Source organism: Streptomyces sp. NPDC001443, assembly GCF_053597355.1.
Window position 1 is genome coordinate 29,770 of record NZ_JBSFIA010000034.1, and the last position, 23,446, is coordinate 53,215.

Genomic DNA, 23,446 nt, shown 5'->3' on the forward strand with positions numbered 1-23,446 from the left:
GCCCGGCACCTTCCCAGGTGCCGGGCCCGCGTGGCGTAGCTCGGTGTAGTCGGCCGCGGGGCCGACTGCCGCATCAGCCGTAGGTGTAGAAGCCCGAGCCCGTCTTGCGGCCGAGGCGGCCGGCGTCGACCATGCGCTGGAGCAGCGGGGGAGCGGCGTACAGCGGCTCCTTGTACTCGGCGTACATGCTGTTCGCGATCGACACGATGGTGTCCAGGCCGATCAGGTCGGACAGCTTCAGCGGGCCCATCGGGTGGGCGCAGCCCATCTCCATGCCGTTGTCGATGTCCTCGCGGCCGGCGATGCCGGACTCGAACATCCGGATGGCGGAGAGCAGGTACGGCACCAGCAGCGCGTTGACCACGAAGCCGGAGCGGTCCTGGGCGCGGATGGCGTGCTTGCCGAGCACCTTCTCGGCGAACAGCTGCGCGCGGCTCAGCGTGCCCTCGGAGGTGGTCAGCGCCGGGATCAGCTCGACGAGCTGCTGCACCGGGGCCGGGTTGAAGAAGTGGATGCCGATGACCTGGTCCGGCCGCGAGGTGGCGACGGCCAGCTTCACCAGCGGGATGGAGGAGGTGTTGGACGCCAGGATGGCGTCCGGTCGGGTCATGACCTGGTCAAGGACCTGGAAGATCTCGGTCTTGACCTGCTCGTTCTCGACGACGGCCTCGATGACCAGGTCGCGGTCCGCGAACTCGCCGAGGTCGGTGGTGAAGCTCAGGCGGGCCTGGGTCGCCGCCAGCTCCTCCTCGGTGATCTTGCCGCGCTCGGCGGCCTTGGTCAGGGAGGTGAACAGCCGGGTACGGCCGTACTCCAGGGCTTCGCCGGTGGTCTCGGCGACCTTGACGTCCAGACCTGCGCGGGCGCAGACCTCGGCGATGCCCGCTCCCATCTGGCCGCAGCCCACCACTCCGACGCGTTCGATGTCGGTCACATCGTCCCTTTCGCTGCTGATCCACGACGGTGGCAGGTCTGCCGGGTTCGGTGCCTGCTCCGTTCGTGCACGTTACCGCCAAGTATCGATGATCGATCGTCCGGGTGCGGCATCCTTGGCGCCAGGACGTTCCGTGACCGCGCGGTTCCGACGCGCAGGGGGTGCTCGACGTGGGACGACCGACCCGGCGGACGTTCGCGCTGGGGGCACTGACGGCGCTGACGGCGCTGACGGCCGGCCCGGAGACGGGCGCGACGAGGGCGGAGCCGGCCGAGCGGCGGACCGGGGCCCGGGAGGACGCGTGGGCGGCCGGTCCGGGGGAGCGGAGCGCTCGGCGCGCGCCCGGCGCGGCGGGCAGCGCGGCCGGGGAGATGCGGGGCGTGTGGCTGGCGACGGTGGGCAACCGCGACTGGCCCTCCCGCCCCGGGCTGAGCGCGGCCGCCCAGCGCGCGGAGCTGATCGCCCACCTGGACGCGGCGGTGCGCAACCGCCTGAACACGGTGATCTTCCAGGTGCGGCCGACGGCGGACGCGCTGTGGCCCTCCCCGTACGAGCCGTGGTCGGGGTGTCTCACCGGCGTCCAGGGCCGCGATCCGGGCTGGGACCCCCTGGGTACGGCCGTGGCGGAGGCGCACGCCCGGGGGCTGGCGCTGCACGCCTGGTTCAATCCGTACCGCATCGCCTTCGACACCGATCCGGCGAAGCTCGTCGCCTCCCACCCGGCCCGGCGGCACCCGGACTGGGTGGTGGCGTACGGCGGGATGCTCTACTACAACCCGGGTCTGCCCCAGGCGCGCGCCTTCGTCCAGGACGCGATGCTCGACGCGGTCGCCCGCTACCCGGTCGACGGGGTGCACTTCGACGACTACTTCTATCCCCGTCCGATGGCGGGCCAGTCCTTCGACGACGACGCCGCCTACGACGCCCACGGCGGGGACTTCCCCAACCGGGCGGCCTGGCGCCGCGACAACGTCGACCGGCTGGTCCGGGACACCGCGGGCCGGATCCGGCGGACCCGGCCCGGCACCCGGTTCGGCATCAGCCCCTTCGGGGTGTGGCGCAACGCCGTCACCGACCCGCTGGGCTCCGACACCAGGGCGGGCGTGCAGACGTACGACGACCTGCACGCGGACACCCGCAGATGGGTCCGCGAGCACTGGATCGACTACCTGGTCCCGCAGCTCTACTGGCACATCGGCCTGCCCGCCGCCGACTACGCGAAACTGCTGCCCTGGTGGGCGGAGGTCGCCCGGGGGACGGGCACGGACCTGTACGCCGGGGAGGCGCTGTACAAGGCCGGTGACCCGGCGCAGCCCGCGGCCTGGCAGGACCCGGGCGAACTCTCCCGCCATCTCGCGCTCGCCGCGGATCTCCCGCAGGTGCGCGGTCATGTCTTCTTCGCCGCCCGGGAGGTGGCTGCGGACCCGGTCGGTGCGATGGCGCGGGTGGTCGCCGACCACTACCGGCAGCCGGCAAGGCCCCCGCGCTGACTCACCGCTCCTTGTCGGGGTGCTTGACCTCGCAGTCGGGGCCGGGGGACATCACTGCCTCGTGTCCGTCGGGGAAGCGGACGCGGTAGGGCGGGTTGCCTTCCGTGCCCATCACCTCGACGACTTCCGATACCTGGTCGTGTTGGCCGACCACCCTGCCGTGCTGGACAAGCCGGTCGCCTTTGGTTGCGCGCATCTACGGGCCTCCTCACCAGTGCGCGCTCAGCCGCGCGCCCGCTGGGTGACGGCGATGCAGACGAGCACGGCGGCGGCCGTCAGCGGGGCGGCCGGCGTGAGGTGCTCGCCGAGCAGCAGCACCGACCACACCAGTGTGAGCAGCGGTTGCGCCAACTGCAACTGGCTGGCCTTGGGGATGCCGATGGCGGCCATCCCCCGGTACCAGACGACCAGACCCAGGAACTGCGAGCCGACCGCGACCCACAGCAGTCCGGCCACGCTGTGCACGCCGAACTGCGGCGGCTGGTGGACCAGGGCCGCGGCGGCCACCGGCACGGTCAGCGGCAGGCACAGCACCAGCGCCCAGCCGATGACCTGCCAGCCCGGCAGTTCACGGGCCAGCCGGCCGCCCTCGGTGTACCCGGCCGCGCACACCAGCAGCGCCCCGAAGAGATAGAGGTCGGCGACGGTCAGGGCGCCTCCGCTCTGCTGCACGGTGAAGGCGACCACGGCGGCGGCACCCGCCAGCGCCGCCGCCCAGAAGGTGCGCGAGGGCCGGGCGCCGACGCGCAGGGCGGACAGCAGCGCGGTCGTCAGCGGGAGCAGGCCGACCACGACGGCGGCGTGCGCGGTGGTCGAGGTGCGCAGGGCGAGCGTGGTGAGCAGCGGGAAGCCGAGAACGACCCCGGCGGCGACGACCGCGAGCCCCGGCCAGTGCCGCCGGGCGGGCGGCGGTACGCGCAGGGCGAGCAGGGCACCGCCCGCGATCAGCGCCGCGAGCACGCTGCGCACGGAGACCAGCGCCCAGGGTCCGAAGCCCTCCAGGCCCCAGGCGGTGGCCGGGAAGGTGAGGGAGAAGGCGACGACCCCGAGGGCGGCCTGCGCCAGGCCCGCGGTGGAACCCGGGGAGGAGAGACCGGGGGAGGGGGCGCCCGTGGCGGAGACGCCCGAAGAGGTGCCCGGGGAAGCGGCGCCCGGAGAAGGGGTGCCAGTTGGGGCGACGCCCGGGGCGGTGGTGCCGACCGCTATCCGGGTCGAAGCGGTAGCGCTACTCTGTGCTCTCATGTATGAGCGTAGCAGCGTAGGGGAACTGGCGGAACAGCTCCGGCGGGAGCTCGACCGCTACTCTCCCGGTGGAAAGCTCCCGTCGAGTCGGGCCCTCGTGGAGCGGTTCCGGGTGAGCCCGGTGACCGTCTCTCGGGCCCTCGCCCAGCTCGCCGCCGAGGGGCTGGTGGTCACCCGGCCCGGCGCGGGCGCGTTCCGCGCGCGCCCGCGCGCCGCCGCCGCGCCCGCCGGTGACACCTCCTGGCAGGAGGTCGCCCTCAGCGCCGACGGCGCCGCCGACCTCGTACCGCGCACGGTGGACGCCTCCGGGGTCACCGTCTCGCTGGCCGCGCCACCGCCCGGGGTGATCGAGTTCAACGGCGGCTATCTGCATCCGGCCCTCCAGCCCGAGCGGGCCATGGCCGCGGCCCTGTCGCGCGCCGGGCGCCGTCCCGGGGCGTGGGGGCGGCCGCCCATGGAAGGGCTGCCGGAGCTGCGCGAGTGGTTCGCCCGCGACATCGGCGGGTCGGTCACGGCCGCCGAGGTGCTGGTCGCCGCGGGCGGCCAGGCGGCACTGACCACCGCGCTGCGCGCGCTGGCACCCCCCGGCGCCCCGGTGCTCGTGGAGTCGCCCACCTACCCCGGGATGCTGGCCATCGCCCGCGCGGCGGGACTGCGCCCGGTGCCCGTACCGGTGGACGCGGACGGGGTACGGCCGGACCTGCTCGCCGACGCCTTCCGGGCCACCGGCGCCCGCGTCCTCGTCTGCCAGCCGCTGTTCCAGAACCCCACCGGCGCCGTGCTCGCCCCGGCCCGCCGCAGCGAGGTGCTGGGCATCGCCCGCAGGGCCGGCGCGTTCGTCGTCGAGGACGACTTCGTGCGCCGGCTCGTGCACGAGGACGCCGGTGAGCTGCCGCGGCCGCTCGCCGCGGACGACCCGGACGGCGTCGTGGTGCACGTCGGGTCGCTCACCAAGGCCACCTCGCCCAGCTTCCGGGTCAGCGCCCTGGCCGCGCGCGGCCCGGTCCTGGAACGCCTGCGCGCCATCCAGGTCGTCGACACCTTCTTCGTCCCCCGGCCGCTCCAGGAAGCCGCCCTGGAACTCGTCGGATCGCCCGCCTGGCCGCGCCATCTGCGCGCCGTCTCCGCGGAGTTGAGGGCCCGCCGGGAGGCGATGACCACCGCCCTGCGCCTGACCCTGCCCGAACTCGCCCTGCCGCACGTCCCGTCCGGCGGCTACCACCTGTGGCTGCGTCTGCCCGACGGCACCGACGAGGCCGCCCTGGCCGCCGCGGCCCTGCGCGCGGGTGTCGCGCTGACCCCGGGACGTCCGTACTTCAGCGCCGAACCCCCGGCCGGACACCTGCGGTTGAGCTTCGCGGCCGTCGCGGGCACCGGGGAGATCACCGAGGGGGTACGGCGGCTGCGCACGGCCTGCGACGAGGTGCTCCCGGCCGCCGGAAACCCTTCGACACGCGGCGCCCGAGCTGTGAGGATCCCGCCATGACCGACCTCCGCGACACCCCCGCCCCCGCCGACCCGTCCGAGACCGGCTGCGTACCCGACGTGCCCGACACCCACGGGCTCGTCGAGGGGTACGAGATCTCCACCGACCCGGACCGCGTCGACGTCGGGCGCGTGCACCACTGGCTGTCCACCGACGCGTACTGGGCGATCGGGCGGTCGCGGGAGAAGCACGAGCGGGCCATGGCCGGATCGCTCAACTTCGGCGTGTACGACATGGCTTCCGGCGAACAGGTGGCCTATGCCCGAGTCGTCACCGACCGGGCGAGCTTCGCCTGGCTGTGCGACGTGTACGTGCACGCGTCGGTGCGCGGCAAGGGGATCGGCACGGCCCTGGTGGCCGCCGTGCGCGACCGGCTGCGGCCGTACGGACTGCGCCGCATCCTGCTCGCCACCCACGACGCCCACGGGGTCTACGAGAAGGTGGGCTTCCGGGCGCTGGACGTCCCCGACCAGTGGATGGTCCTTGCCTTCGAGTGAGGTTTTGGTGCGACTTGCCCGGCAGGCCCCGACGTTCGGGTAAAGGATGATGAACCGTCGGTAACGCACAGGCGGGAACCCTTGACCGGTGGGCCCGGGCGGCTCACGATCGCCGCATGGCACTTCGGGTCACCTTCGTCGCAGCCGCGCGCAGCTCCCCGCTGCTCGCCGAGCGCTTCGACGACGACCGGCCGCTGGACCAGGCGGGCTGGCAGGAGGTGCAGCGGGTGGCCGCCGAACTGCTGCCGCTCGCCGCCGCCGAACTGCGCTACTGCTCGCCGAACCCGCGCAGCCGTGCCACCGGGGACGCCCTCGGTTACGCGCCGCTCGTCCAGCTCGCCCTGCGGGACTGCGACATGGGCCGCTGGCGCGGGCTGACGATCGGCGAGGCGATGGCCCGGGAACCGCAGTCGGTGGACGCCTGGCTCGCCGACCCGCGCTCCGCCCCGCACGGCGGTGAACCGCTGCTCGCCTTCATCTCCCGGGTCGGCGGCTGGCTGGACACCCGCCCGGTCGAGGACGGCGGCCGCATCGTCGCCGTCGCCGAACCCTCCGTGATCCGCGCGGCGCTGGTGTACGCGCTGCAGGCACCGCCCTCGACGTACTGGAACATCGACGTCCGGTCCCTGTCGGCGATCACCGTGAGCGGCCGCGCGGGCCGCTGGCACCTTCGCTTCGACTCCACGTCCGCTCAGCCCTCACGGACGTAGTCGGTCGTCAGCACGAGGTCCTTCGCGGGGCCGCCGACCCGCCAGACCGTCCGCCAGTGGTCCTCGTCCCGGACGGTGAACTCGCCGCGGTAGAAGTCGGCGGCGCAGGGGTGGTCGGCCACGTAACGCCCGGACGTCAGGTCCAGGTGATGGAAGGGCCGCCCGTCCGCGAACCGTACGTCCGCCGTGCCGGGCACCGCGCCCGGCAGGAACCGCAGGGTCCGCTCGGCGGGCCGGGCGACGCCCCGCCAGACGAACCGGCCCGTCTCCCGGTGCAGCAGTCCGCCGCCGTCCAGCGGGCCGAAGTCGGTGACCCCCTCGAAGCGGCCCTCCTCGCCCCCGGCGAGATCCCGCACGGTGCGTTCCACCCGCCAGCGCCCGGCCAGATGGGCCAGCACATCGGGCACGGGCCGGAGACCGTCCATGTCAGCCCCGTCCCGTGGGCCGGCGGCGGCGCCATCCGTCCGGCGAGTCGACGGGCGACCTGCGCCGCGCCTGGGCCTGGATCTCGTGGTACGAGTCATGACTCGTCGCGCGGAACGCCTCCTCGTACGAGGCCAGCGCCGCCACCAGACCCGCGCCGGCGGTGCCGCGTCGGCGGATCCGCCGCGCCAGCCAGGTGAAAAGCCCCAGGACGGCCGCCAGACAGCCGGCCGTGGCCAGGTAGGGAAGCAGCACGTGCATGGCCTCGACCCTATGTCCTGGCCGCCTGTGTCCGGCAGCCCCCACCACGGGAGCCGACGCCCGTCCCATTGACGCGCCCATGCCTCCTCCCTAGGGTGCCGTTCGAAGTGCTGATCAATGTTCGTAATATCGAACATCTTGCAACGCTCACATCTTGCAACGCCCGCAGCCTGCAACTCCTCCAGCTCGCAACTCCTACAGCTCACAACTCCTACAGAGTCGCGGAGTGTCCATGTCACGCACCGTCCGAACCTGGCGGCGGCCCGTCCTCGCCGCCGTCGCCTTACTGCTCGCCTCGGCCGGGCTTCCCGCGCCCGCGCACGCCGAGGACGTCACCGACTACACGATCACCGTCGACCCGGCCGCCCGGGGCGCGAAGATCGCCGACGCGATGTACGGCGTCTTCTTCGAGGACATCAACCGTGCCGCCGACGGCGGCCTGTACGCCGAACTCGTGCAGAACCGCTCGTTCGAGTACTCCACCACCGACAACCGGTCCTACACACCGCTCACCTCCTGGACGGTCACCGGCGGCGCCCAGGTCGTCGACGATGCCGGCCGCCTGGCCGAGCGGAATCGCAACTACCTCTCGATGGAGGCTGGTTCGGCGGTCACGAACGCGGGCTACAACACCGGCATCAGCGTGCGGGAGGGCGACAGGTACGACTTCTCGGTCTGGGCCCGCAGCGCCGGCAGCGCGCTCACCGTCTCCCTCCAGGACGCCGACGGCACGCTGGCGAACGCCCGCCGGGTGACCGCCCGGGGCGGCTGGGCCAAGTACACGGCCACGTTCACCGCGAGCCGCACCAGCGCCACCGGCCGACTCACCGTGGCCTCCACCGGCGCCGCCGCCCTCGACATGGTGTCGCTGTTCCCGCACGACACCTACAAGCACGAGCCCAACGGCCTGCGCAAGGACCTCGCCGAGAAGATCGCCGCCCTGCACCCGGGCTTCGTGCGCTTCCCCGGCGGCTGCCTGGTCAACACGGGCTCGATGCAGGACTACAGCGAGGCGTCCGGCTGGCAGCGGGCCCGCTCCTACCAGTGGAAGGACACCGTCGGCCCGGTCGAGCAGCGCGCCACCAACGCGAACTTCTGGGGCTACAACCAGAGTTACGGACTCGGCTACTACGAGTACTTCCGGCTCGCCGAGGACGTCGGCGCGATGCCGCTGCCCGTCGTGCCCGCCCTGGTGACCGGGTGCGGCCAGAACCGGGCCGTCGACGACGACGCCCTGCTCCGGCGGCACATCCAGGACACCCTCGACCTCATCGAGTTCGCCAACGGGCCGGTCACCTCGACCTGGGGCGGGTTGCGTGCCCGGATGGGACACCCCGGGCCCTTCCACCTCACCCATATCGAGGTCGGCAACGAGGAGAACCTCCCGGTCGAGTTCTTCGCCCGGTTCCAGGAGTTCCGCGCCGCCGTCGCGGCCGTGTACCCGGACATCACCCTCGTCTCCAACTCCGGCCCGGACGACGCCGGTACGACCTTCGACACGGCCTGGCAGCTCAACCGGGACGCCGGCGTCGCCCTGGTCGACGAGCACTACTACAACAGCCCGCAGTGGTTCCTCCAGAACAACGACCGCTACGACACCTACGACCGCGGCGGCCCGAAGGTGTTCCTCGGCGAGTACGCCTCCGGCGGCAACGCCTTCAAGAACGGCCTCGCCGAAGCCGCCTACATGACCGGCCTGGAACGCAACGCGGACGTCGTACGACTCGCCTCCTACGCACCGCTGTTCGCCAACGAGGACTACGTCCAGTGGAGCCCGGACCTGGTCTGGTTCAACAACCGCGCCTCCTGGGGCTCGGCCAACTACGAGGTCCAGAAGCTGTTCATGACCAACGTCGGCGACCGCGTGGTGCCCAGCACCGCCACCACCACCCCGTCCGTCAGCGGCCCGATCACCGGCGCCGTCGGCCTGTCGACCTGGGCGACGACGGCCGCCTACGACGACGTGAAGGTGACCGGCGCGGACGGCACGGTCCTGCTCGACGACGACTTCGGCACGGACGCGTCCCGGTGGACCCACACCGGCGGCGGCAGCTGGAGCGTCCAGGACGGCCGGTACGTCCAGAGCGACGTGGCCGCCGAGAACACCATGGTCTCGGCCGGGGACACCGCCTGGCACGACTACGACCTGAGCGTGAAGGCCACCAAGACGTCCGGCAAGGAGGGCTTCCTCGTCGCCTTCGGCGTCCAGGACACCGGCAATTATTACTGGTGGAACCTCGGCGGCTGGAACAACACCACCAGCGCCGTCGAACAGGCCGTGGACGGCGGCAAGTCGACGTTGATCGCCAAGCCCGGGACCGTCGAGACGGGCCGCGCCTACGACATCGACATCAAGGTGCGGGGCCGCCAGGTGACCCTCTACCTCGACGGCGAGGAGTGGGGGAGCTTCACCGACGACAAGCCGGCCGAGCCGTTCCGGCAGGTCGTCACCACGGACCGGAAGACCGGTGACCTGATCGTCAAGGTCGTCAACGCCCGCTCCTCGGCGGCCCGTACGGCGATCGACCTCGGCGGCGCCCGGGTCGCGGACAAGGCGCGGGTGACCACGCTGGCCGCCGCCCCGGACGCGGTGAACACCGAGACGCGGACCGGGGTCGCGCCGGTGACGTCGACCTTCACCGGCGTCGCCGACCGGTTCACGTACACCTTCCCCGCGGACTCCGTCACCTTCCTGCGGATCAGGCGGAGGTAGCCGAGGCATCGGTGGGCTGCTGCCCGAGCGGCAGCAGCCCACGCTCGGCGAACACCTTCTTCGCGGCGAAGGTCGCGCTCAGCGCCCTCGGCATACCGCAGTAGACGGCCGCGTGCAGCAGCGCCTCGGTGATCTGCTCGGGCGTCAGACCCACGTTCAGGGCCGCGTTCACATGCACGTCGAGCTGCGCCTCGCAGCCGCCGAGCGCGGTCAGCACGCCCAGGGTCACCAACTGGCGGTCCCGCGGGACGAGTCCGGGCCGGTCGTAGATCTCGCCGAAGGCCCAGGAGACGACCTGGTGACCGAGCTCGGGGCTGACGTCGTCGAGCGCGTCGACGACCCGCTGCCCGGCCTCGCCGTCGACCCTCTTCAGGACCTCCAGACCATGGGCGAAACGCTCTTCACGGGTGCTGTTCGGGTTCATGGCGCAGAACGTAGGAGTTGGAGCGCGCTCCAGGTCAAGCCGGGCCGCGCACCACGGACTGCGGCCCCCGCGATCGCGGCCCTCCGCCCCCGCAGTCAGGGCCCTTCACCCCTGTAATTGCACACAGGACGAATTCCATTGTCCGGGTGTTCTCTCGGTGTTAACCGGGCGGTTAGTGCGACCCGCGCCCGTTTCCGAAAGAACCTTCATCAATTCCCCTACACGGCACAACCATTCGGAATCCAGGCCCGTCTAAGGCGGCGAATCAATAATGCGGGGGAAGTGACGCCCCTGGACGAGACGCCATGCGTGCCACTTCCCCAGGGGGCCTGCGAACAATGGAACGCCCGACTTTGCTCACCGCCTCTCCGTGTGGCATTCCTCACAGGAGTACGCGGCGCCGTCCGTACCGGAGCAGGGTGTGAAGCCGACCGTCTCCCCGGTGCCGCCGAGCGCACCCGCACCGTCCGCCCCACCGCGGTCCGGCCGGACACCCCGGCTGGACCGGCTCCGGGGCCGGCTTCGGCCGCCCCGCCCGGCCGTCCGGCCGGAACAGGCCGCCGCCCTGCTCGCGGCGGCCGTCGCGGTCCTCGTGTCCTGCACCGCCGACGTCGTGGCGCGCAGCTACCCCTTCGGACCGCGCAGCCGCAACGTGAGCGACCTGGGGAACCAGTACGTGCCGTTCCACGCGCACCTGTGGGACCTGCTGCACGGCCGGGCCGACGGCGGCCTGCTGATGAACTGGCGGTCCGGGTTCGGCTCCAGCTTCCTGCCCGACCTCGGCACCTATCTGAGCAGCCCGTTCGCCCTGCTCGTGGCGGTCTTCCCGCGGGACGAGATCGACCTCGCGGTCTACGTGATCACCGTGCTGAAGACGGCCTGCGCCGGTGCGGCCATGGCCTGGCTGCTGCTCGCCCTGCGGCCCGGCCGCTGGTGGGCCGCAGGGCTGCTCGGCGCCTCCTACGCCCTGTGCGGCTGGAGCGTGCTGATGGCCACGGTCAACCCGATGTGGCTCGACGGACTCATCGCCCTGCCGCTGCTGTGCCTGGTCGGCGAATGGGCGCTGCACGGACGCCGGCCGGTGCTCGGGGCGCTGGTCGTGGCCCTGGCCTGGATCGCCAACTTCTACACGGCGTACATGGCCACCCTCGGCGCCGGTCTGGTGCTGCTGCTGCGGCTGTCGCTGTCCGGCCTCCCGGTGCGGCGGCTGCTCGTGGCGGCAGGCCGGGCGGTGCTGAGCACCGTGCTCGGCATCGGCCTGGCCGCGCCGCTGGTGGTCGTCGTCTACTTCGGCACCAGGCACGCCTATCCGGGCCGGGTCGCCGAGTTCCAGCCGCTGGCGTTCGAATATCTGCTGGCCCACCTGCTGCCGACGTCGTACAGCTTCAGCAGCCCGGCCGCCTACGTGGGCACCGCCGCGCTGCTGCTCGCCCTCGCCCTGCCCTTCCACCGGGCGGTTCCCCGGCGGGTGCGCGCCGGGTGGACGCTGCTGGTGGCGGCGATGATCCTGTCGATGCGCTGGGGGCCGACCCATCTGGTCTGGCACGCCTTCGCCACCCCGCAGGGCAGCGCGTACCGCCAGACCTTCGTGCTGTGCGGGCTGCTGGTGATCGCCGCCTGGACCTCGCTCTCGTACGGCCCTCCCGGTCCGCGCGCGCTGCTCGCGGCCGCCGGGCTGCTCGCCCTGGTCATGGCCGAGGCCGCGGGCAGCATGCCCGCGCACCACGCCTTCACCCTGCCGATCGCCGTGCTCGCCGCCCTGGCGGCGCTGACCGGCCTGACCCTGCTGGGCCGCGCGGACGCCACGAAGGACGCGGACGCCACGAAGGACGCGAAGGACACGGACGACGCGAAGGACGCGGACGACGCGAAGGACGCGGACGACACGGACGGCGCCGGCACTCCGCGCCAGGACGGCGCTCCGCGCCAGGACGGCGCTCCCCGTCCGGGCGGCCGCCGCCGCGCCGTCCTCGCCGGCCTGGCCGCCGTCCTGCTGCTCGGCGGGCAGTTCGGCGAGGCCGCCGCCACCTCCGCCGTGGCCACGCGGTCGCGGGCCACCCGCATGGACGACCACAGCCCCTGGGGCGCCCGCCGGCAGACCCAGGCCGAGCTGATCGCCGAGACCGACGGCTGGCCCCGCTACCGCACCGACCCGGGCCGGGAGCAGACCGTCGCCAACGACCCGATGGAGGTGGGCGGCCAGGGCGCCCAGTACTACAGCAGCCTCACCTCCGACGTCCTCAGCCGCACCCTCACCGCCCTCGGGGACGGCTGGACCTCCCGGGGCCGCAGCCTGCAGAGCCTGGACAACGCCGTCACGGACGCGATCTTCTCCGTCGGCGCCCGGGTGCACTCCCCGCCGGACCCGGACCAGAAGCGCTTCCCCCAGGACGGCAGCCGGACCACCGTGTCCCGGCAGCCGGTGCCGCCGCTGGTCACGGTGCGGCCGTCCGGCACCGGCGCGAACCGGCCCGCCTTCGGCCCGTCCCCGTACCGCAACCAGGAACTGCTGCTCGGCACCCCCGTCTACACCGTGCCGCGGGTGACCGTGCGCACCGCCGCCGGCCGGGTGATAAGCCTCGGCGACGGGCGCCCCGGCGTGCGCCTCGGCCCGGTCGCCGCCGGGACCACCGGGCCGAGGCCGACGATCACCGCCCGCTGCCGCCCCGGCAGCGAGGTCTACCTGTGGGCACCGCACCTCTCGGGCACCGCCCGCCTGGCCGGTGCCCCGGGCCCGGCCCCGACCGGCCGCTTCCGCTCCGACCACCTCGCCACCGCGATCGCCTCCATGCAGCGGCTCGGCCGGGTGCCCGCCTCCGGAGACCTCACGATCGAGCTGTCCCCGGACGGGACGAGCATCGTCCCGGGCGGCGCGGTCGGCTGCCTGGACACCGCCCGGCTGCGCACCGCGGTCGAACGGCTCACGGCGACCGGCGCCACCCGGGTGACCGTCCACGACGGCACCGTCCGGGCCGTGCTGCCCGCGGGCAGCCGCGGAACCGCGGTCCTGGCGGCCCCGCGGATCGCCGGCTGGCGCTGCGCCACGGGCACGGCCGCCGCCCTGCCCGCCGAGAGCTACCACGGGCTGGTCGCCGTCCCGCTCGACGGCACCTCGACCATCGTCACCTGCACGTTCCACCCGCCCGGGCTGCGCCTGGGCGCCACCGTCGGCGGTGTGTCGCTGCTGGGCCTGACCCTGCTCGGCGCGCTCACCGTCGTCCGCGGCCGGCGGGCGAGGACGCCTTCGGCGACCACGCGACCGACCACCCGACCGACCACCCGACCGACCGACCGAGCCGACGCACGAGTGGCGCTCTGACGCCGCGCCACAGGGGGAGAACCATGCTCATCTCGATCGTCGCACCCTGCTACAACGAGGAAGACGTCATCGAGCGCTTCCACGACCACGTCCAACGGGTCGCGGAGGAGCTCCTGCCACGCGGTCACGACATGGAGTTCATGTACGTCGACGACGGCAGCCGCGACCGTACGCTGGCGGTCCTGATGCGGCTGGCGGCCCAGGACCCGCGCGTGCGGTACGTCTCCTTCAGCCGGAACTTCGGCAAGGAGGCGGCGCTGCTGGCCGGGCTGCACCACGCCTCGGGGGACTGCGTGGTCGTCATGGACTCGGACCTCCAGCATCCGCCCGAACTGATCACCCGCATGGTGGACCTGCGCGAACAGGGCTTCGACCAGGTCATCGCCAAGCGCACCAGGAGCGGCGACAAGGTGCTGCGCACCGTCACCGCCCGGCTGTACTACCGGTTCGTCAACCGGCTCGTCGACGTCGAGCTCGTGGACGGGGCGGGGGACTTCCGGCTGCTGTCGCGCCGGGTGGTGGACGCGGTCCTGGCGCTGAGCGAGTACAACCGCTTCTCCAAGGGCCTGTTCGCCTGGGTGGGGTTCGCCGCCACCACCTTCGAGTACGAGAACGCGGTGCGCGAGCACGGCCGCAGCTCGTGGAGCCTGCGGGGGCTGCTCAACTACGGGATCGACGGACTGCTGTCGTTCAACAACCGTCCGCTGCGGGCCGCGCTCTACCTCGGCATGGCCCTGCTGCTGTGCGCGGGGCTGTACACGGCGTGGATCGTGGTCGCCGCGCTGGTCAACGGGGTGCAGACGCCCGGCTATGTCACGGTCATCACCGCCGTCACGGCGCTGTCCGGGGTCCAGATGACCATGCTGGGGGTCATCGGGGAGTACACGGGCCGGATCTACTACGAGGTGAAGCGGCGCCCGCACTTCCTGGTGAAGGCGACCAACGTACGACGAGTGGAAGACCTGATTCCGTGACGCCCGCCGAGAGACGGCGCCCCGTGCGCCGGCAGATCATCACCTTCGCCGTGATCGGCGTGGTCAACACGGCCACGTACTACGGTCTTTACCTTCTGTTTCTCATCTCCTTGCCCTATCTGACCGCTCATGTGTTTGCATTTTTACTGAGCATGACCGGTTCTTTCTTTCTGAATGCGCGCTTCACCTATCGGACCCGGCCGACCTGGCGGAAATTCCTGTTGTTCCCGCTGACGAATGCGGCCAATTTCCTGATCACCACTGCGGGTGTGTACGTGATCGTCGACGTCCTGCACCAGGGGAGCCGTTTCGCCCCGCTCGCCGCGTCCCTGGCGGCGGTCCCGGTGACGTTCGTGGTCTCCCGCTGGGTCATGTCGCCCGAGCGGCCCGCCGTCCGGGATCCCGAGGAGCGCGCCGTCCCGGACGCAGGGGAACCCGCCGTCCGGGACGCCGGGAGGGGTGCCGTCCAGGAGATTGCATAAACGTGCAGTGATACGTATAGTCATGCCATCCAGGAGGAGGGTGACATGGCGGTACGAGCAGCGGTGGCCGGAGCGAGCGGATACGCGGGCGGAGAGGTCCTGCGACTGCTCCTCGCGCACCCCGAGATCGAGATCGGCGCCCTGACCGGCAACACCAACGCGGGCGAGCCGCTCGGCGCGCTCCAGCCGCACCTGCTGCCGCTGGCCGACCGGGTGCTGGCGGCGACCACGCCCGAGACGCTCGCCGGGCACGACGTCGTCTTCCTCGCCCTGCCGCACGGACAGTCCGCCGCCGTCGCCGAACAGCTCGGCCCGGACGTCCTCGTCGTCGACATGGGCGCCGACTTCCGGCTCAAGGACGCGGCCGACTGGGAGCGTTTCTACGGCTCCGCGCACGCCGGTACCTGGCCCTACGGCCTCCCCGAACTTCCGGGTGCCCGCGCCGCGCTGGAGGGGTCCAAGCGCATCGCGGTGCCCGGTTGCTACCCGACCGCCGTCACCCTCGCGCTGTTCCCCGCGTACGCCGCCGCACTGGCCGAGACCGAGGCCGTGGTCGTCGCCGCCTCCGGCACCTCCGGCGCGGGCAAGGCGCCCAAGGCGCACCTGCTGGGCAGCGAGGTCATGGGCTCCATGACGCCCTACGGCGTCGGCGGCGGCCACCGGCACACCCCCGAGATGATCCAGAACCTGGCCGCGGCCGCGGGTGAGCCGGTCACCGTCTCCTTCACCCCCACCCTCGCGCCGATGCCCCGCGGCATCCTCGCCACGTGCAGTGCGAAGGCCAGGCCGGGCGTCACCGCCGAGTCGGTGCGGGCCGCCTACGCGAAGGCCTACGCCGACGAGCCCTTCGTCCACCTGCTCCCCGAGGGCCGCTGGCCCGCCACGGCGTCCGTCTACGGTTCCAACGCCGTTCAGGTGCAGGTCGCGTACGACGAGGCGGCGGGCCGCATCATCGCGATCAGCGCCATCGACAACCTGACCAAGGGCACCGCGGGCGGTGCCGTCCAGAGCATGAACATCGCCCTGGGACTCGACGAGACCACCGGGCTTTCCACGATCGGAGTCGCACCGTGAGTGACGCGCGTGCAGCCACCGGGCTGCAGACGACGGCGATGGCCGCACCGGCGCGCTGCACGGGCGGAGAAGCGAACAAGGAGATGCAGTGAGCGACGCGCGTGCAGCCACCGGGCTGCAGACGACGGCGATGGCCGCACCGGCGCGCTGCACGGGCGGAGAAGCGAACAAGGAGATGCAGTGAGTGTCACGGCAGCCAAGGGATTCACGGCGGCGGGCATCGCCGCCGGGATCAAGGAGAACGGCAACCCCGATCTGGCCCTCGTGGTCAACGAAGGGCCCCGCCGCGCCGCCGCCGGCGTCTTCACCTCCAACCGTGTGAAGGCCGCGCCGGTGCTGTGGTCCGAGCAGGTCCTCAGGGGCGGCTCGGTCACCGCGGTCGTCCTCAACTCCGGTGGCGCCAACGCCTGCACCGGACCGAAGGGCTTCCAGGACACCCACGCCACCGCCGAGAAGGTCGCGGACGTCCTCGGCCACAACGCCGCCGAGGTCGCCGTCGCCTCGACCGGGCTCATCGGCGTCCTGCTGCCCATGGACAAGCTGCTGCCGGGGATCGAGACCGCGGCCGCCGCCCTCGGCGAGCACGGCGGCGAGAAGGCCGCCATCGCCATCAAGACCACCGACACCGTCCACAAGACCTCCGTGGTCACCCGGGACGGCTGGACCGTCGGCGGCATGGCCAAGGGCGCGGGCATGCTCGCCCCCGGCCTGGCCACCATGCTCGTCGTCCTGACCACCGACGCCGACCTCGACGGTGACGTACTGGACCGGGCCCTGCGCGCCGCGACCCGTACGACCTTCGACCGCGTCGACTCCGACGGCTGCATGTCCACCAACGACACCGTGCTGCTGCTCGCCTCCGGCGCCTCCGGCGTCACCCCCGAGTACGCGGAGTTCGCCGAGGCGGTACGGACCGTCTGCGACGACCTCGGCCAGCAGCTCATCCGGGACGCCGAGGGCGCCAGCAAGGACATCAAGGTCGAGGTGGTCAACGCCGCGACCGAGGAGGACGCCGTCGAGGTGGGCCGCTCCATCGCCCGCAACAACCTCCTCAAGTGCGCCATCCACGGCGAGGACCCCAACTGGGGACGCGTGCTGTCCGCCATCGGCACCACCTCCGCCGCCTTCGAGCCCGACCGGCTGAACGTCGCCATCAACGGCGTCTGGGTGTGCAAGGACGGCGGCGTCGGCGAGGACCGCGACAAGGTCGACATGCGCTACCGCGAGGTGCACATCGTCGCCGACCTCGCGGCCGGCTCCGAGACCGCCACCATCTGGACCAACGACCTCACCGCGGACTACGTCCACGAGAACAGCGCGTACAGCTCATGAGCACCACACGCAGGCACACCGCCCTGCCCAAGGCCGAGATCCTCATCGAGGCGCTGCCCTGGCTGACCCGGCACAACGGCAAGACCGTCGTCGTCAAGTTCGGCGGCAACGCCATGATCGACGATCAGCTCAAGGCCGCGTTCGCCCAGGACATCGTGTTCCTGCACCACGCCGGCCTCAAGCCGGTCGTCGTGCACGGCGGCGGCCCGCAGATCAGCGCGGCCCTCGACCGGCACGGCATCGTCAGCGAGTTCAAGGCGGGCCTGCGGGTCACCACCGAGGACGCCATGGACGTCGTACGCATGGTGCTGGCCGGGCAGGTCCAGCGCGAGCTGGTCGGGCTGCTCAACCAGCACGGCCCGCTCGCCGTCGGCCTCACCGGCGAGGACGCGCACACCATCACCGCCACCAAGCACCGGCCCGAGATCGACGGCGAGCCGGTCGACATCGGACGGGTGGGCGAGATCACCGCGATCGACACGGGCGCCATCGAGGCACTCCTCGCCGACGGCCGCATCCCGGTCGTCTCCTCGATCGCCCGGAGCCAGGACGACGGACATGTCTACAACGTCAATGCTGATACGGCGGCTGCGGCACTCGCTGCTGCACTGGGGGCCGAGACCCTCATGGTCCTCACCGACGTCGAGGGACTGTACGAGGACTGGCCGCACAGCGACGAGGTGATCAGCCGCCTCACCGCCGCCCAGCTGGAGAAGCTGCTGCCGGAGCTGTCGTCCGGCATGGTGCCGAAGATGGAGGGCTGCCTGCACGCCGTACGCAACGGCGTGAACACCGCCCGCGTCATCGACGGCCGGGTCCAGCACTCGATCCTGCTGGAGATCTTCACGGACGAAGGCATCGGCACGATGGTCGTGCCGGACGAGGAGGGGGAGAACGCATGACCGCCAACGAGGACCTCACCCAGCGGTGGCAGGGCGCGCTCATGAACAACTACGGCACCCCGCGGCTGCCCCTCGTCCGTGGCGCGGGCACCAGGCTGTGGGACGCCGACGGCAAGGAGTACGTCGACTTCGTCGGCGGCATCGCGGTCAACGCGCTCGGCCACGCCCACCCGGCCGTCGTCGAGGCCGTCAGCCGGCAGATCGCCTCCCTCGGTCATGTCTCCAACCTCTTCGTCGCCGAACCGCCCGTCGCCCTCGCCGAACGGCTGCTCCAGCACTTCGGCCGGGACGGCAAGGTCTACTTCTGCAACTCCGGCGCCGAGGCCAACGAGGCCGCCTTCAAGATCGGCCGGCTGACCGGGCGGACCCACATGGTCGCCACCCGGGGCGGCTTCCACGGCCGCACCATGGGCGCGCTCGCGCTCACCGGCCAGCCCGGCAAGCGGGAGCCGTTCCTGCCGCTGCCCGGTGACGTCACCCACGTGCCCTACGGCGACGCGCAGGCGCTGGCCGCCGCGGTGACCGAGGACACCGCCCTGGTGATCATCGAGCCCATCCAGGGCGAGAAGGGTGTCGTCGTCCCGCCCGCGGGCTATCTGAAGGCCGCCCGCGCGATCACCGCCGCCACCGGCGCGCTGCTCGTCCTCGACGAGGTGCAGACCGGCATCGGCCGCACCGGGCACTGGTTCGAGTACCAGGCCCACGAGGGCGTCCTGCCCGACGTCGTCACGCTCGCCAAGGGCCTCGGCGGCGGGCTGCCGCTCGGCGCGACCGTCGCCTTCGGACGTGCCGCCGAACTGATGGGCCCCGGCCAGCACGGCACGACCTTCGGCGGCAACCCCGTCGCCTGCGCGGCCGGACTCGCCGTCCTCGACACGATCGCCGCGGACGGCCTCCTCCAGAACGTCAAGAACCAGGGCGAGCGGCTGCGCGCCGGGATCGAGTCGCTCGGCCACCCGTTGATCGACCACGTCAGGGGCGCCGGACTCCTGCTGGGTATCGTGCTCACCGAGCCGCTCGCGCAGCAGGTGCAGCAGGCGGCCCAGGACGCCGGTTTCCTCGTGAACGCGCCCGCACCCGATGTCGTACGGCTGATGCCGGCGCTGAACCTCGGCGACGACGACGTGGACGCGCTGCTCGGGGCGATGCCCGGCATCCTGGACGTGGCCAAGGGGGACGGATGATCCGGGGAATGAGACGACGATGAGCCAGGCGCAGGACCACGACCAGACCGGGGGGCCGGCCGTACCGCAGACCCGCACCGCACGCCACCGCCGGATCGTGGACATCCTCAACCGGCAACCGGTGCGCTCCCAGAGCCAGTTGGCGAAGCTCCTCGCCGACGACGGGCTGACCGTCACCCAGGCGACGCTCTCCCGGGACCTGGACGAGCTCAACGCGGTGAAGATCCGCAACAACGACGGCGACCTGATCTACGCGGTCCCCAGCGAGGGCGGCTTCCGCACCCCGCGCGCCCCGCTGGGGGAGTCGGCGAAGGAGGAGCGCATGCGGCGCCTCTCCCAGGAACTGCTGATCTCCGCGGAGGCCTCGGCCAACCTCGTGGTCCTGCGAACCCCGCCGGGGGCGGCGCAGTTCCTGGCCTCGGCGATCGACCAGGCGGAACTGCACGACATCCTGGGCACCATCGCGGGCGACGACACCCTGATGCTGATCAGCCGGAACCCGACCGGTGGGCAGGCGCTGGCCGACCACCTGCTGCGACTGGCGCAGAACGGCCACTGATCCGGCCGGCCGGCCGGTTCTCACCGAGCCGTGGCCGGCCGCCGACGGATCGTGGCGCCGGGAGGACCGGAGCAGAATGGAAGGGTGATCTTCCGCGGCGGCCGGGCAATCCCCTGCCGGAGGCGGACCGTATACAAGGGTGTGCCGAGTTTCCGGTTCCCCGTGGGCCGTCTCCCGGACGAGGCTCTGCTCGCCGGGCTGGCCACCGGTGACCCGGAACTGGCCGTGACCTTCGTACGGAGGTTCCAGCGCACGGTCTTCGGTGTCGCCATCGCCGTCACCGGAGACCCCCAACTGGCCGAGGACATCGCCCAGCAGACCTTCGAGCGCGCGTGGCGGCACGCGCAGATCTACGACTCCCGCCGGGGCTCGGTCACCACCTGGCTGACGACGATCGCGCACAACCTCGCCATCGACGCCGTCCGTGCCCGGCGCGCCGAACCGGTGGCGCCCGAGGACCTGGACGCGCTCCTCGACGCCGTGACCGAGACCCCCGAGCAGTGGGCGCTGGCCGACGAGGCCTCGTCCCGGCTGCGGGCCGCGGTGGCCCGGCTGCCCCGGGAACAGGGCCGTGCCCTGGTGATGGCCGGCGTCTACGGCATGACGGCCCGGCAGGTCGCCGACCGGGAGCAGATCCCGCTGGGCACCGCCAAGACCCGGATCAGGACCGCGATGGGGAAGCTGCGCGGCACCCTCGCGGCGCCGAATCGAGGGGACCATGTCCAATGACGTGACCTGCGAGAGGCTGCGGGAGATCGGCGCCGAGCTGGCCCTGGGCGTACTGCCCGGCCGGGAGCGGGCGGAGGCCGTCGCGCATCTGGACCGGTGCGCCGCCTGCCGGGAGTACGTCGAGCACATGACCCTGGCGGGCGACGGGCTGATCGGCCTGCTGCCGGGCCGTGAGCCGCCGTCCGGCTTCGAGACCCGGGTGATGCGCGCGCTGGAGAAGGACGCGACGGCGCACGCCGGCGAGACCCGGCCGGGGGTGACCGGCCTCGCCCGCGGTCCGGTCCGCGGCCGGCTGCGGGCCGTCCGGCTGCGGACCGCGTCCGCCGTGGCCGCGTTCGCCGTGGCGTTCGGGGTCCTGGGGTGGGCGGTCGGCACCGCCGTCGAGGACGTCACGGCCTCCCCGCCCGCGCACGCTCCCGTGTCGTCCCAGGCACGCCTGCTGACCGGATCACTGACCTCGGCCTCGGCCCCCGCCCGCCCGGTTGGCGACCTCTACGCCCACCCCGGCGAGCCCGGCTGGATCCACATGTCCGTCGATCTCGCCGACGCCGGTACCCCGTATTCCGGGCAGGTCCGGTGCGCCCTGGAACGCTCGGACGGCAGCACGGTCCCGGTGGGCACCTTCACCCTGCGCGACGGATACGGCGACTGGGGTGCGGCCGCCCCCGTCGACCCGGCGACACTCACCGGGGCCCGGCTGACCGCACCCGACGGCACGGTCCTCGCCACCGGCCGCTTCACCGGCGGCACGACGACCTGACTCCCGGGGGGGGCGACCTCACCCCGCAGTACCCGCAGTACCCGCCGCAGGCTCCCGGGCCGCCCGCTTCCGCCGGGTCCGCGCAGCCGCCGTCGGCCGGGGGAGGGACGTTCACGGCAGCACCGCCCCCGGGTTCGAGGAACCGGCCAGGTCGTGCAGCCGGTGCAGTCGGGCGTACGGGCCGTCGCGGGCGAGCAGAGCGGCATGGGTGCCGCTCTCGACGACCTGGCCGTGGTCGAGCACCACGATGCGGGTGGCGTCCCGGACGGTCAGCAGATTGTGGGAGATCACGACGGTCGTCCGTCCCGCCATGAGCCGGCGCAACGGGTCCATGATCCGCAGGCCCGAGCGCACGTCGAGGCCCGTGGTCGGCTCGTCGAGGAGGAGCACCGGCGCGTCCCTGATCATCGCGCGGGCGACGGCCAGCCGCTGGCGCTGCCCGCCGGAGAGCGCCCGTCCGCGCTGACCGACCGGTGTGTCGTAGCCCTGTGGCAGCGCCTCGACGAACTCGTGCGCGTCGGCGGCGCGGGCCGCCGCGACGATCTCCGCCTCGGTCGCCCCCGGCCGCCCGTAGGCGATGTTCTCCCGTACGGTGCCGTGCAGGACGAGCGTCTCCTGGAGGACCACCGCGACGTTGTCCCGCACGTCGGCCAGGCACAGCTCGCGCAGATCCGTGCCGTCGAGGCGGACGCTGCCCCGCTCGGGGTCGTAGAAGCGCAGCAGCAGCCTGGTGGCCGTCGACTTCCCGGCCCCGCTGGCCCCGACCAGCGCCAGCGTCTCGCCGGGCGCCACGTGGAACGACACCTCCGACAGCGCCCAGGACGACGTGCCGGGATAGCGGAAGCAGACGCCGTCGAACTCCACCTCGCCCCGGGCCCGGCCGAGCCGCCGGGCGCGGGCCCGCTCGACCACCTGCGGCCGCTGGTCGAGCAGTTCGATGATCCGTTCCGCCGAGGCGGACGCCGCGTAGAACGTGGTGCCGAGCCGGGACAGACCGCGGACCGGGCCGTAGAGCTTGCCGATCAGCGCCAGGAAGACCAGCAGGCCGCCCAGCGTGAGCTGCCCCTGGGCGAGCTTCCAGGTGCCCAGTGCCAGGACCGCGAGGACGCCGCACACCTCGATGAGCTCGACGACGGGCGCGTAGACGGCGTGGATCCGCGCCGAGACCATCGCGGCCCGGAGCCTGCCGGTGTTCTCCCGCTCGAACCGGCGCCGCTCCCAGTCCTGCCGGTTGTACGCCTGCACCAGGGCGACATTGCCCAGCGACTCCTCGGCGACCGCGCCGATCGAGCCGCTGCGCAGCCGGCGCTCCCGGGCCGCGTCCTTGATCAGCCCGGAGAAGTGCCGGGCCGCGGCCCAGAACAGCGGGACGAGGACGAGCGCGAGCAGGGTCAGATCCCACTGGAGGGCGAACAGCAGGCCGAGGAAGACGCCCAGGCGCACCACGTAGGAGAGGGCGTCCGTCACCCCCGACAGCAGGAAGGTCTCCACCGCGTCCACGTCGCCGGTCAGGCGTGACAGCACGTCCCCGAGCCGGCGGCGTTCGAAGAAGCCGAGCGACAGACCCTGGACGTGCCGGAACACATCGGAGCGCAGCGTCAGCAGGAAGTGTTCGCCGACCCAGGTGGACGTCACGTCGTCGGCGAACCCGAGCACGCCGGAGCCGACGACGAGCCCCAGGTAGGCCGGTGCGATCCACCGCAGCGGTCCGATGTCACGGGGGACGAGCACGTCGTCCACCAGGATCTTGAAGAGCCAGAGTTCGGCGGCGTCGAGGCCGGGGCCGACCAGGGTGAAGAGCACGACGGGCACGAACCAGCGCCGTCCGCCGCGGGTACAGGGCCAGAACCGCCGGAACACCGCGAGCGGAGGCACCGGGGGCGCGGCCGCCACCACGTCGGAGGTCTCGCCCACCGACATGAGCCGTCGTAGTCGTGAGGCATGCGCCATG

At 72.5% G+C, this 23,446-nt stretch carries 22 protein-coding genes; 15 read left to right on the plus strand and 7 right to left on the minus strand.

Annotated features, from left to right (window positions below; all coding sequences use genetic code 11):
* Positions 1-73: 73 nt before the first annotated feature.
* The gene (locus ACWC24_RS29630) at positions 74-934 is read right to left on the minus strand and encodes a 3-hydroxybutyryl-CoA dehydrogenase (protein ID WP_450665956.1); all 861 of its coding nucleotides are present in this window, start codon (positions 932-934) and stop codon (positions 74-76) included.
* Positions 935-1,104: 170 nt separating this feature from the next.
* Here ACWC24_RS29630 and ACWC24_RS29635 point away from each other — a divergent pair, with 170 nt between their 5' ends.
* Complete coding sequence (locus ACWC24_RS29635) at positions 1,105-2,424, plus strand: glycoside hydrolase family 10 protein (RefSeq protein ID WP_450665957.1); 1,320 nt, start codon at positions 1,105-1,107, stop codon at positions 2,422-2,424.
* A 1-nt stretch (position 2,425) separates the two neighbouring features.
* Here the strand turns inward: ACWC24_RS29635 and ACWC24_RS29640 are convergent, their stop codons facing one another.
* Positions 2,426-2,620: a DUF1918 domain-containing protein gene (locus tag ACWC24_RS29640; RefSeq protein ID WP_351609514.1), complete on the minus strand. Its 195-nt coding sequence runs from the start codon at positions 2,618-2,620 to the stop codon at positions 2,426-2,428.
* Between the two features lie 26 nt (positions 2,621-2,646).
* Positions 2,647-3,666: a DMT family transporter gene (locus ACWC24_RS29645; protein ID WP_450665958.1), complete on the minus strand. Its 1,020-nt coding sequence runs from the start codon at positions 3,664-3,666 to the stop codon at positions 2,647-2,649.
* Between ACWC24_RS29645 and ACWC24_RS29650 the strand changes: the two genes are divergently transcribed.
* From ACWC24_RS29650 to ACWC24_RS29660, 3 genes are all read left to right on the plus strand, one after another.
* The gene (locus tag ACWC24_RS29650) at positions 3,665-5,152 is read left to right on the plus strand and encodes an aminotransferase-like domain-containing protein (RefSeq protein ID WP_450665959.1); all 1,488 of its coding nucleotides are present in this window, start codon (positions 3,665-3,667) and stop codon (positions 5,150-5,152) included. The two genes, ACWC24_RS29645 and ACWC24_RS29650, sit on opposite strands and share 2 nt — an antisense overlap.
* 59 nt (positions 5,153-5,211) lie before the next feature.
* On the plus strand, positions 5,212-5,649 hold the full coding sequence (locus ACWC24_RS29655) for a GNAT family N-acetyltransferase (protein WP_450666028.1): 438 nt from the start codon (positions 5,212-5,214) through the stop codon (positions 5,647-5,649).
* Positions 5,650-5,765: 116 nt separating this feature from the next.
* Complete coding sequence (locus ACWC24_RS29660) at positions 5,766-6,359, plus strand: histidine phosphatase family protein (RefSeq protein ID WP_450665960.1); 594 nt, start codon at positions 5,766-5,768, stop codon at positions 6,357-6,359.
* Here the strand turns inward: ACWC24_RS29660 and ACWC24_RS29665 are convergent.
* Positions 6,341-6,784 carry a DUF6314 family protein gene (locus tag ACWC24_RS29665; protein ID WP_450665961.1) on the minus strand — a complete coding sequence of 148 codons (444 nt, stop codon included), beginning with the start codon at positions 6,782-6,784 and terminating at the stop codon, positions 6,341-6,343. The two genes, ACWC24_RS29660 and ACWC24_RS29665, sit on opposite strands and share 19 nt — an antisense overlap.
* Position 6,785: 1 nt before the next feature.
* A complete protein-coding gene (locus ACWC24_RS29670; RefSeq protein ID WP_450665962.1) occupies positions 6,786-7,043 on the minus strand; it encodes a hypothetical protein in 258 nt (85 codons plus the stop codon).
* A 232-nt stretch (positions 7,044-7,275) separates the two neighbouring features.
* Here ACWC24_RS29670 and ACWC24_RS29675 point away from each other — a divergent pair, with 232 nt between their 5' ends.
* Positions 7,276-9,756: an alpha-L-arabinofuranosidase C-terminal domain-containing protein gene (locus ACWC24_RS29675; protein ID WP_450665963.1), complete on the plus strand. Its 2,481-nt coding sequence runs from the start codon at positions 7,276-7,278 to the stop codon at positions 9,754-9,756.
* On the opposite strand, the gene ACWC24_RS29680 is transcribed toward ACWC24_RS29675, so the two are convergent.
* Positions 9,743-10,180 (minus strand): carboxymuconolactone decarboxylase family protein, encoded by a 438-nt coding sequence (locus tag ACWC24_RS29680; protein WP_450665964.1) that lies wholly within the window; start codon positions 10,178-10,180, stop codon positions 9,743-9,745. The two genes, ACWC24_RS29675 and ACWC24_RS29680, sit on opposite strands and share 14 nt — an antisense overlap.
* A gap of 499 nt (positions 10,181-10,679) precedes the next feature.
* Between ACWC24_RS29680 and ACWC24_RS29685 the strand changes: the two genes are divergently transcribed.
* The 10 genes from ACWC24_RS29685 (at position 10,680) to ACWC24_RS29730 (ending at position 21,495) form a co-directional block, all read left to right on the plus strand.
* A complete protein-coding gene (locus ACWC24_RS29685; protein ID WP_450666029.1) occupies positions 10,680-13,499 on the plus strand; it encodes a YfhO family protein in 2,820 nt (939 codons plus the stop codon).
* 23 nt (positions 13,500-13,522) lie between these two features.
* Positions 13,523-14,473 carry a glycosyltransferase family 2 protein gene (locus ACWC24_RS29690; RefSeq protein WP_450665965.1) on the plus strand — a complete coding sequence of 317 codons (951 nt, stop codon included), beginning with the start codon at positions 13,523-13,525 and terminating at the stop codon, positions 14,471-14,473.
* Complete coding sequence (locus ACWC24_RS29695) at positions 14,470-14,955, plus strand: GtrA family protein (protein WP_450665966.1); 486 nt, start codon at positions 14,470-14,472, stop codon at positions 14,953-14,955. The genes ACWC24_RS29690 and ACWC24_RS29695 overlap by 4 nt, the downstream gene beginning before the upstream one ends.
* Positions 14,956-15,000: 45 nt before the next feature.
* Complete coding sequence (gene argC, locus ACWC24_RS29700; protein WP_450665967.1) at positions 15,001-16,029, plus strand: N-acetyl-gamma-glutamyl-phosphate reductase; 1,029 nt, start codon at positions 15,001-15,003, stop codon at positions 16,027-16,029.
* A gap of 180 nt (positions 16,030-16,209) precedes the next feature.
* Entirely contained in the window at positions 16,210-17,361 is a 1,152-nt protein-coding gene (gene argJ, locus ACWC24_RS29705; protein WP_450665968.1) for a bifunctional glutamate N-acetyltransferase/amino-acid acetyltransferase ArgJ, read from the plus strand.
* Entirely contained in the window at positions 17,358-18,263 is a 906-nt protein-coding gene (gene argB, locus ACWC24_RS29710) for an acetylglutamate kinase (RefSeq protein ID WP_450665969.1), read from the plus strand. Before argJ ends, argB begins: the two co-directional genes overlap by 4 nt.
* The gene (locus ACWC24_RS29715; protein ID WP_450665970.1) at positions 18,260-19,447 is read left to right on the plus strand and encodes an acetylornithine transaminase; all 1,188 of its coding nucleotides are present in this window, start codon (positions 18,260-18,262) and stop codon (positions 19,445-19,447) included. Before argB ends, ACWC24_RS29715 begins: the two co-directional genes overlap by 4 nt.
* Before the next feature lie 19 nt (positions 19,448-19,466).
* On the plus strand, positions 19,467-20,006 hold the full coding sequence (locus tag ACWC24_RS29720; protein WP_152887942.1) for an arginine repressor: 540 nt from the start codon (positions 19,467-19,469) through the stop codon (positions 20,004-20,006).
* A gap of 141 nt (positions 20,007-20,147) precedes the next feature.
* Entirely contained in the window at positions 20,148-20,735 is a 588-nt protein-coding gene (locus ACWC24_RS29725; protein WP_162468594.1) for a sigma-70 family RNA polymerase sigma factor, read from the plus strand.
* Positions 20,725-21,495 (plus strand): hypothetical protein, encoded by a 771-nt coding sequence (locus tag ACWC24_RS29730; protein WP_450665971.1) that lies wholly within the window; start codon positions 20,725-20,727, stop codon positions 21,493-21,495. The genes ACWC24_RS29725 and ACWC24_RS29730 overlap by 11 nt, the downstream gene beginning before the upstream one ends.
* Positions 21,496-21,606: 111 nt before the next feature.
* Here ACWC24_RS29730 and ACWC24_RS29735 read toward each other — a convergent pair whose 3' ends face one another.
* Positions 21,607-23,445, minus strand: a complete 1,839-nt coding sequence (locus ACWC24_RS29735) for an ABC transporter ATP-binding protein (protein ID WP_450665972.1) — start codon at positions 23,443-23,445, stop codon at positions 21,607-21,609.
* Between the last annotated feature and the right edge of the window lies 1 nt (position 23,446).

Coding starts and splice junctions, on each gene's coding strand:
- argC (WP_450665967.1), top strand. CDS start 15,001: ATGGCGGTACGAGCAGCGGTGGCCGGAGCGAGCGGATACGCGGGCGGA.
- ACWC24_RS29735 (WP_450665972.1), bottom strand. CDS start 23,445: ATGGCGCATGCCTCACGACTACGACGGCTCATGTCGGTGGGCGAGACC.
- ACWC24_RS29730 (WP_450665971.1), top strand. CDS start 20,725: ATGTCCAATGACGTGACCTGCGAGAGGCTGCGGGAGATCGGCGCCGAG.
- ACWC24_RS29675 (WP_450665963.1), top strand. CDS start 7,276: ATGTCACGCACCGTCCGAACCTGGCGGCGGCCCGTCCTCGCCGCCGTC.
- ACWC24_RS29660 (WP_450665960.1), top strand. CDS start 5,766: ATGGCACTTCGGGTCACCTTCGTCGCAGCCGCGCGCAGCTCCCCGCTG.
- ACWC24_RS29645 (WP_450665958.1), bottom strand. CDS start 3,666: ATGAGAGCACAGAGTAGCGCTACCGCTTCGACCCGGATAGCGGTCGGC.
- ACWC24_RS29670 (WP_450665962.1), bottom strand. CDS start 7,043: ATGCACGTGCTGCTTCCCTACCTGGCCACGGCCGGCTGTCTGGCGGCC.
- ACWC24_RS29665 (WP_450665961.1), bottom strand. CDS start 6,784: ATGGACGGTCTCCGGCCCGTGCCCGATGTGCTGGCCCATCTGGCCGGG.
- ACWC24_RS29680 (WP_450665964.1), bottom strand. CDS start 10,180: ATGAACCCGAACAGCACCCGTGAAGAGCGTTTCGCCCATGGTCTGGAG.
- ACWC24_RS29715 (WP_450665970.1), top strand. CDS start 18,260: ATGACCGCCAACGAGGACCTCACCCAGCGGTGGCAGGGCGCGCTCATG.
- ACWC24_RS29690 (WP_450665965.1), top strand. CDS start 13,523: ATGCTCATCTCGATCGTCGCACCCTGCTACAACGAGGAAGACGTCATC.
- ACWC24_RS29640 (WP_351609514.1), bottom strand. CDS start 2,620: ATGCGCGCAACCAAAGGCGACCGGCTTGTCCAGCACGGCAGGGTGGTC.
- argB (WP_450665969.1), top strand. CDS start 17,358: ATGAGCACCACACGCAGGCACACCGCCCTGCCCAAGGCCGAGATCCTC.
- ACWC24_RS29720 (WP_152887942.1), top strand. CDS start 19,467: ATGAGCCAGGCGCAGGACCACGACCAGACCGGGGGGCCGGCCGTACCG.
- ACWC24_RS29650 (WP_450665959.1), top strand. CDS start 3,665: ATGTATGAGCGTAGCAGCGTAGGGGAACTGGCGGAACAGCTCCGGCGG.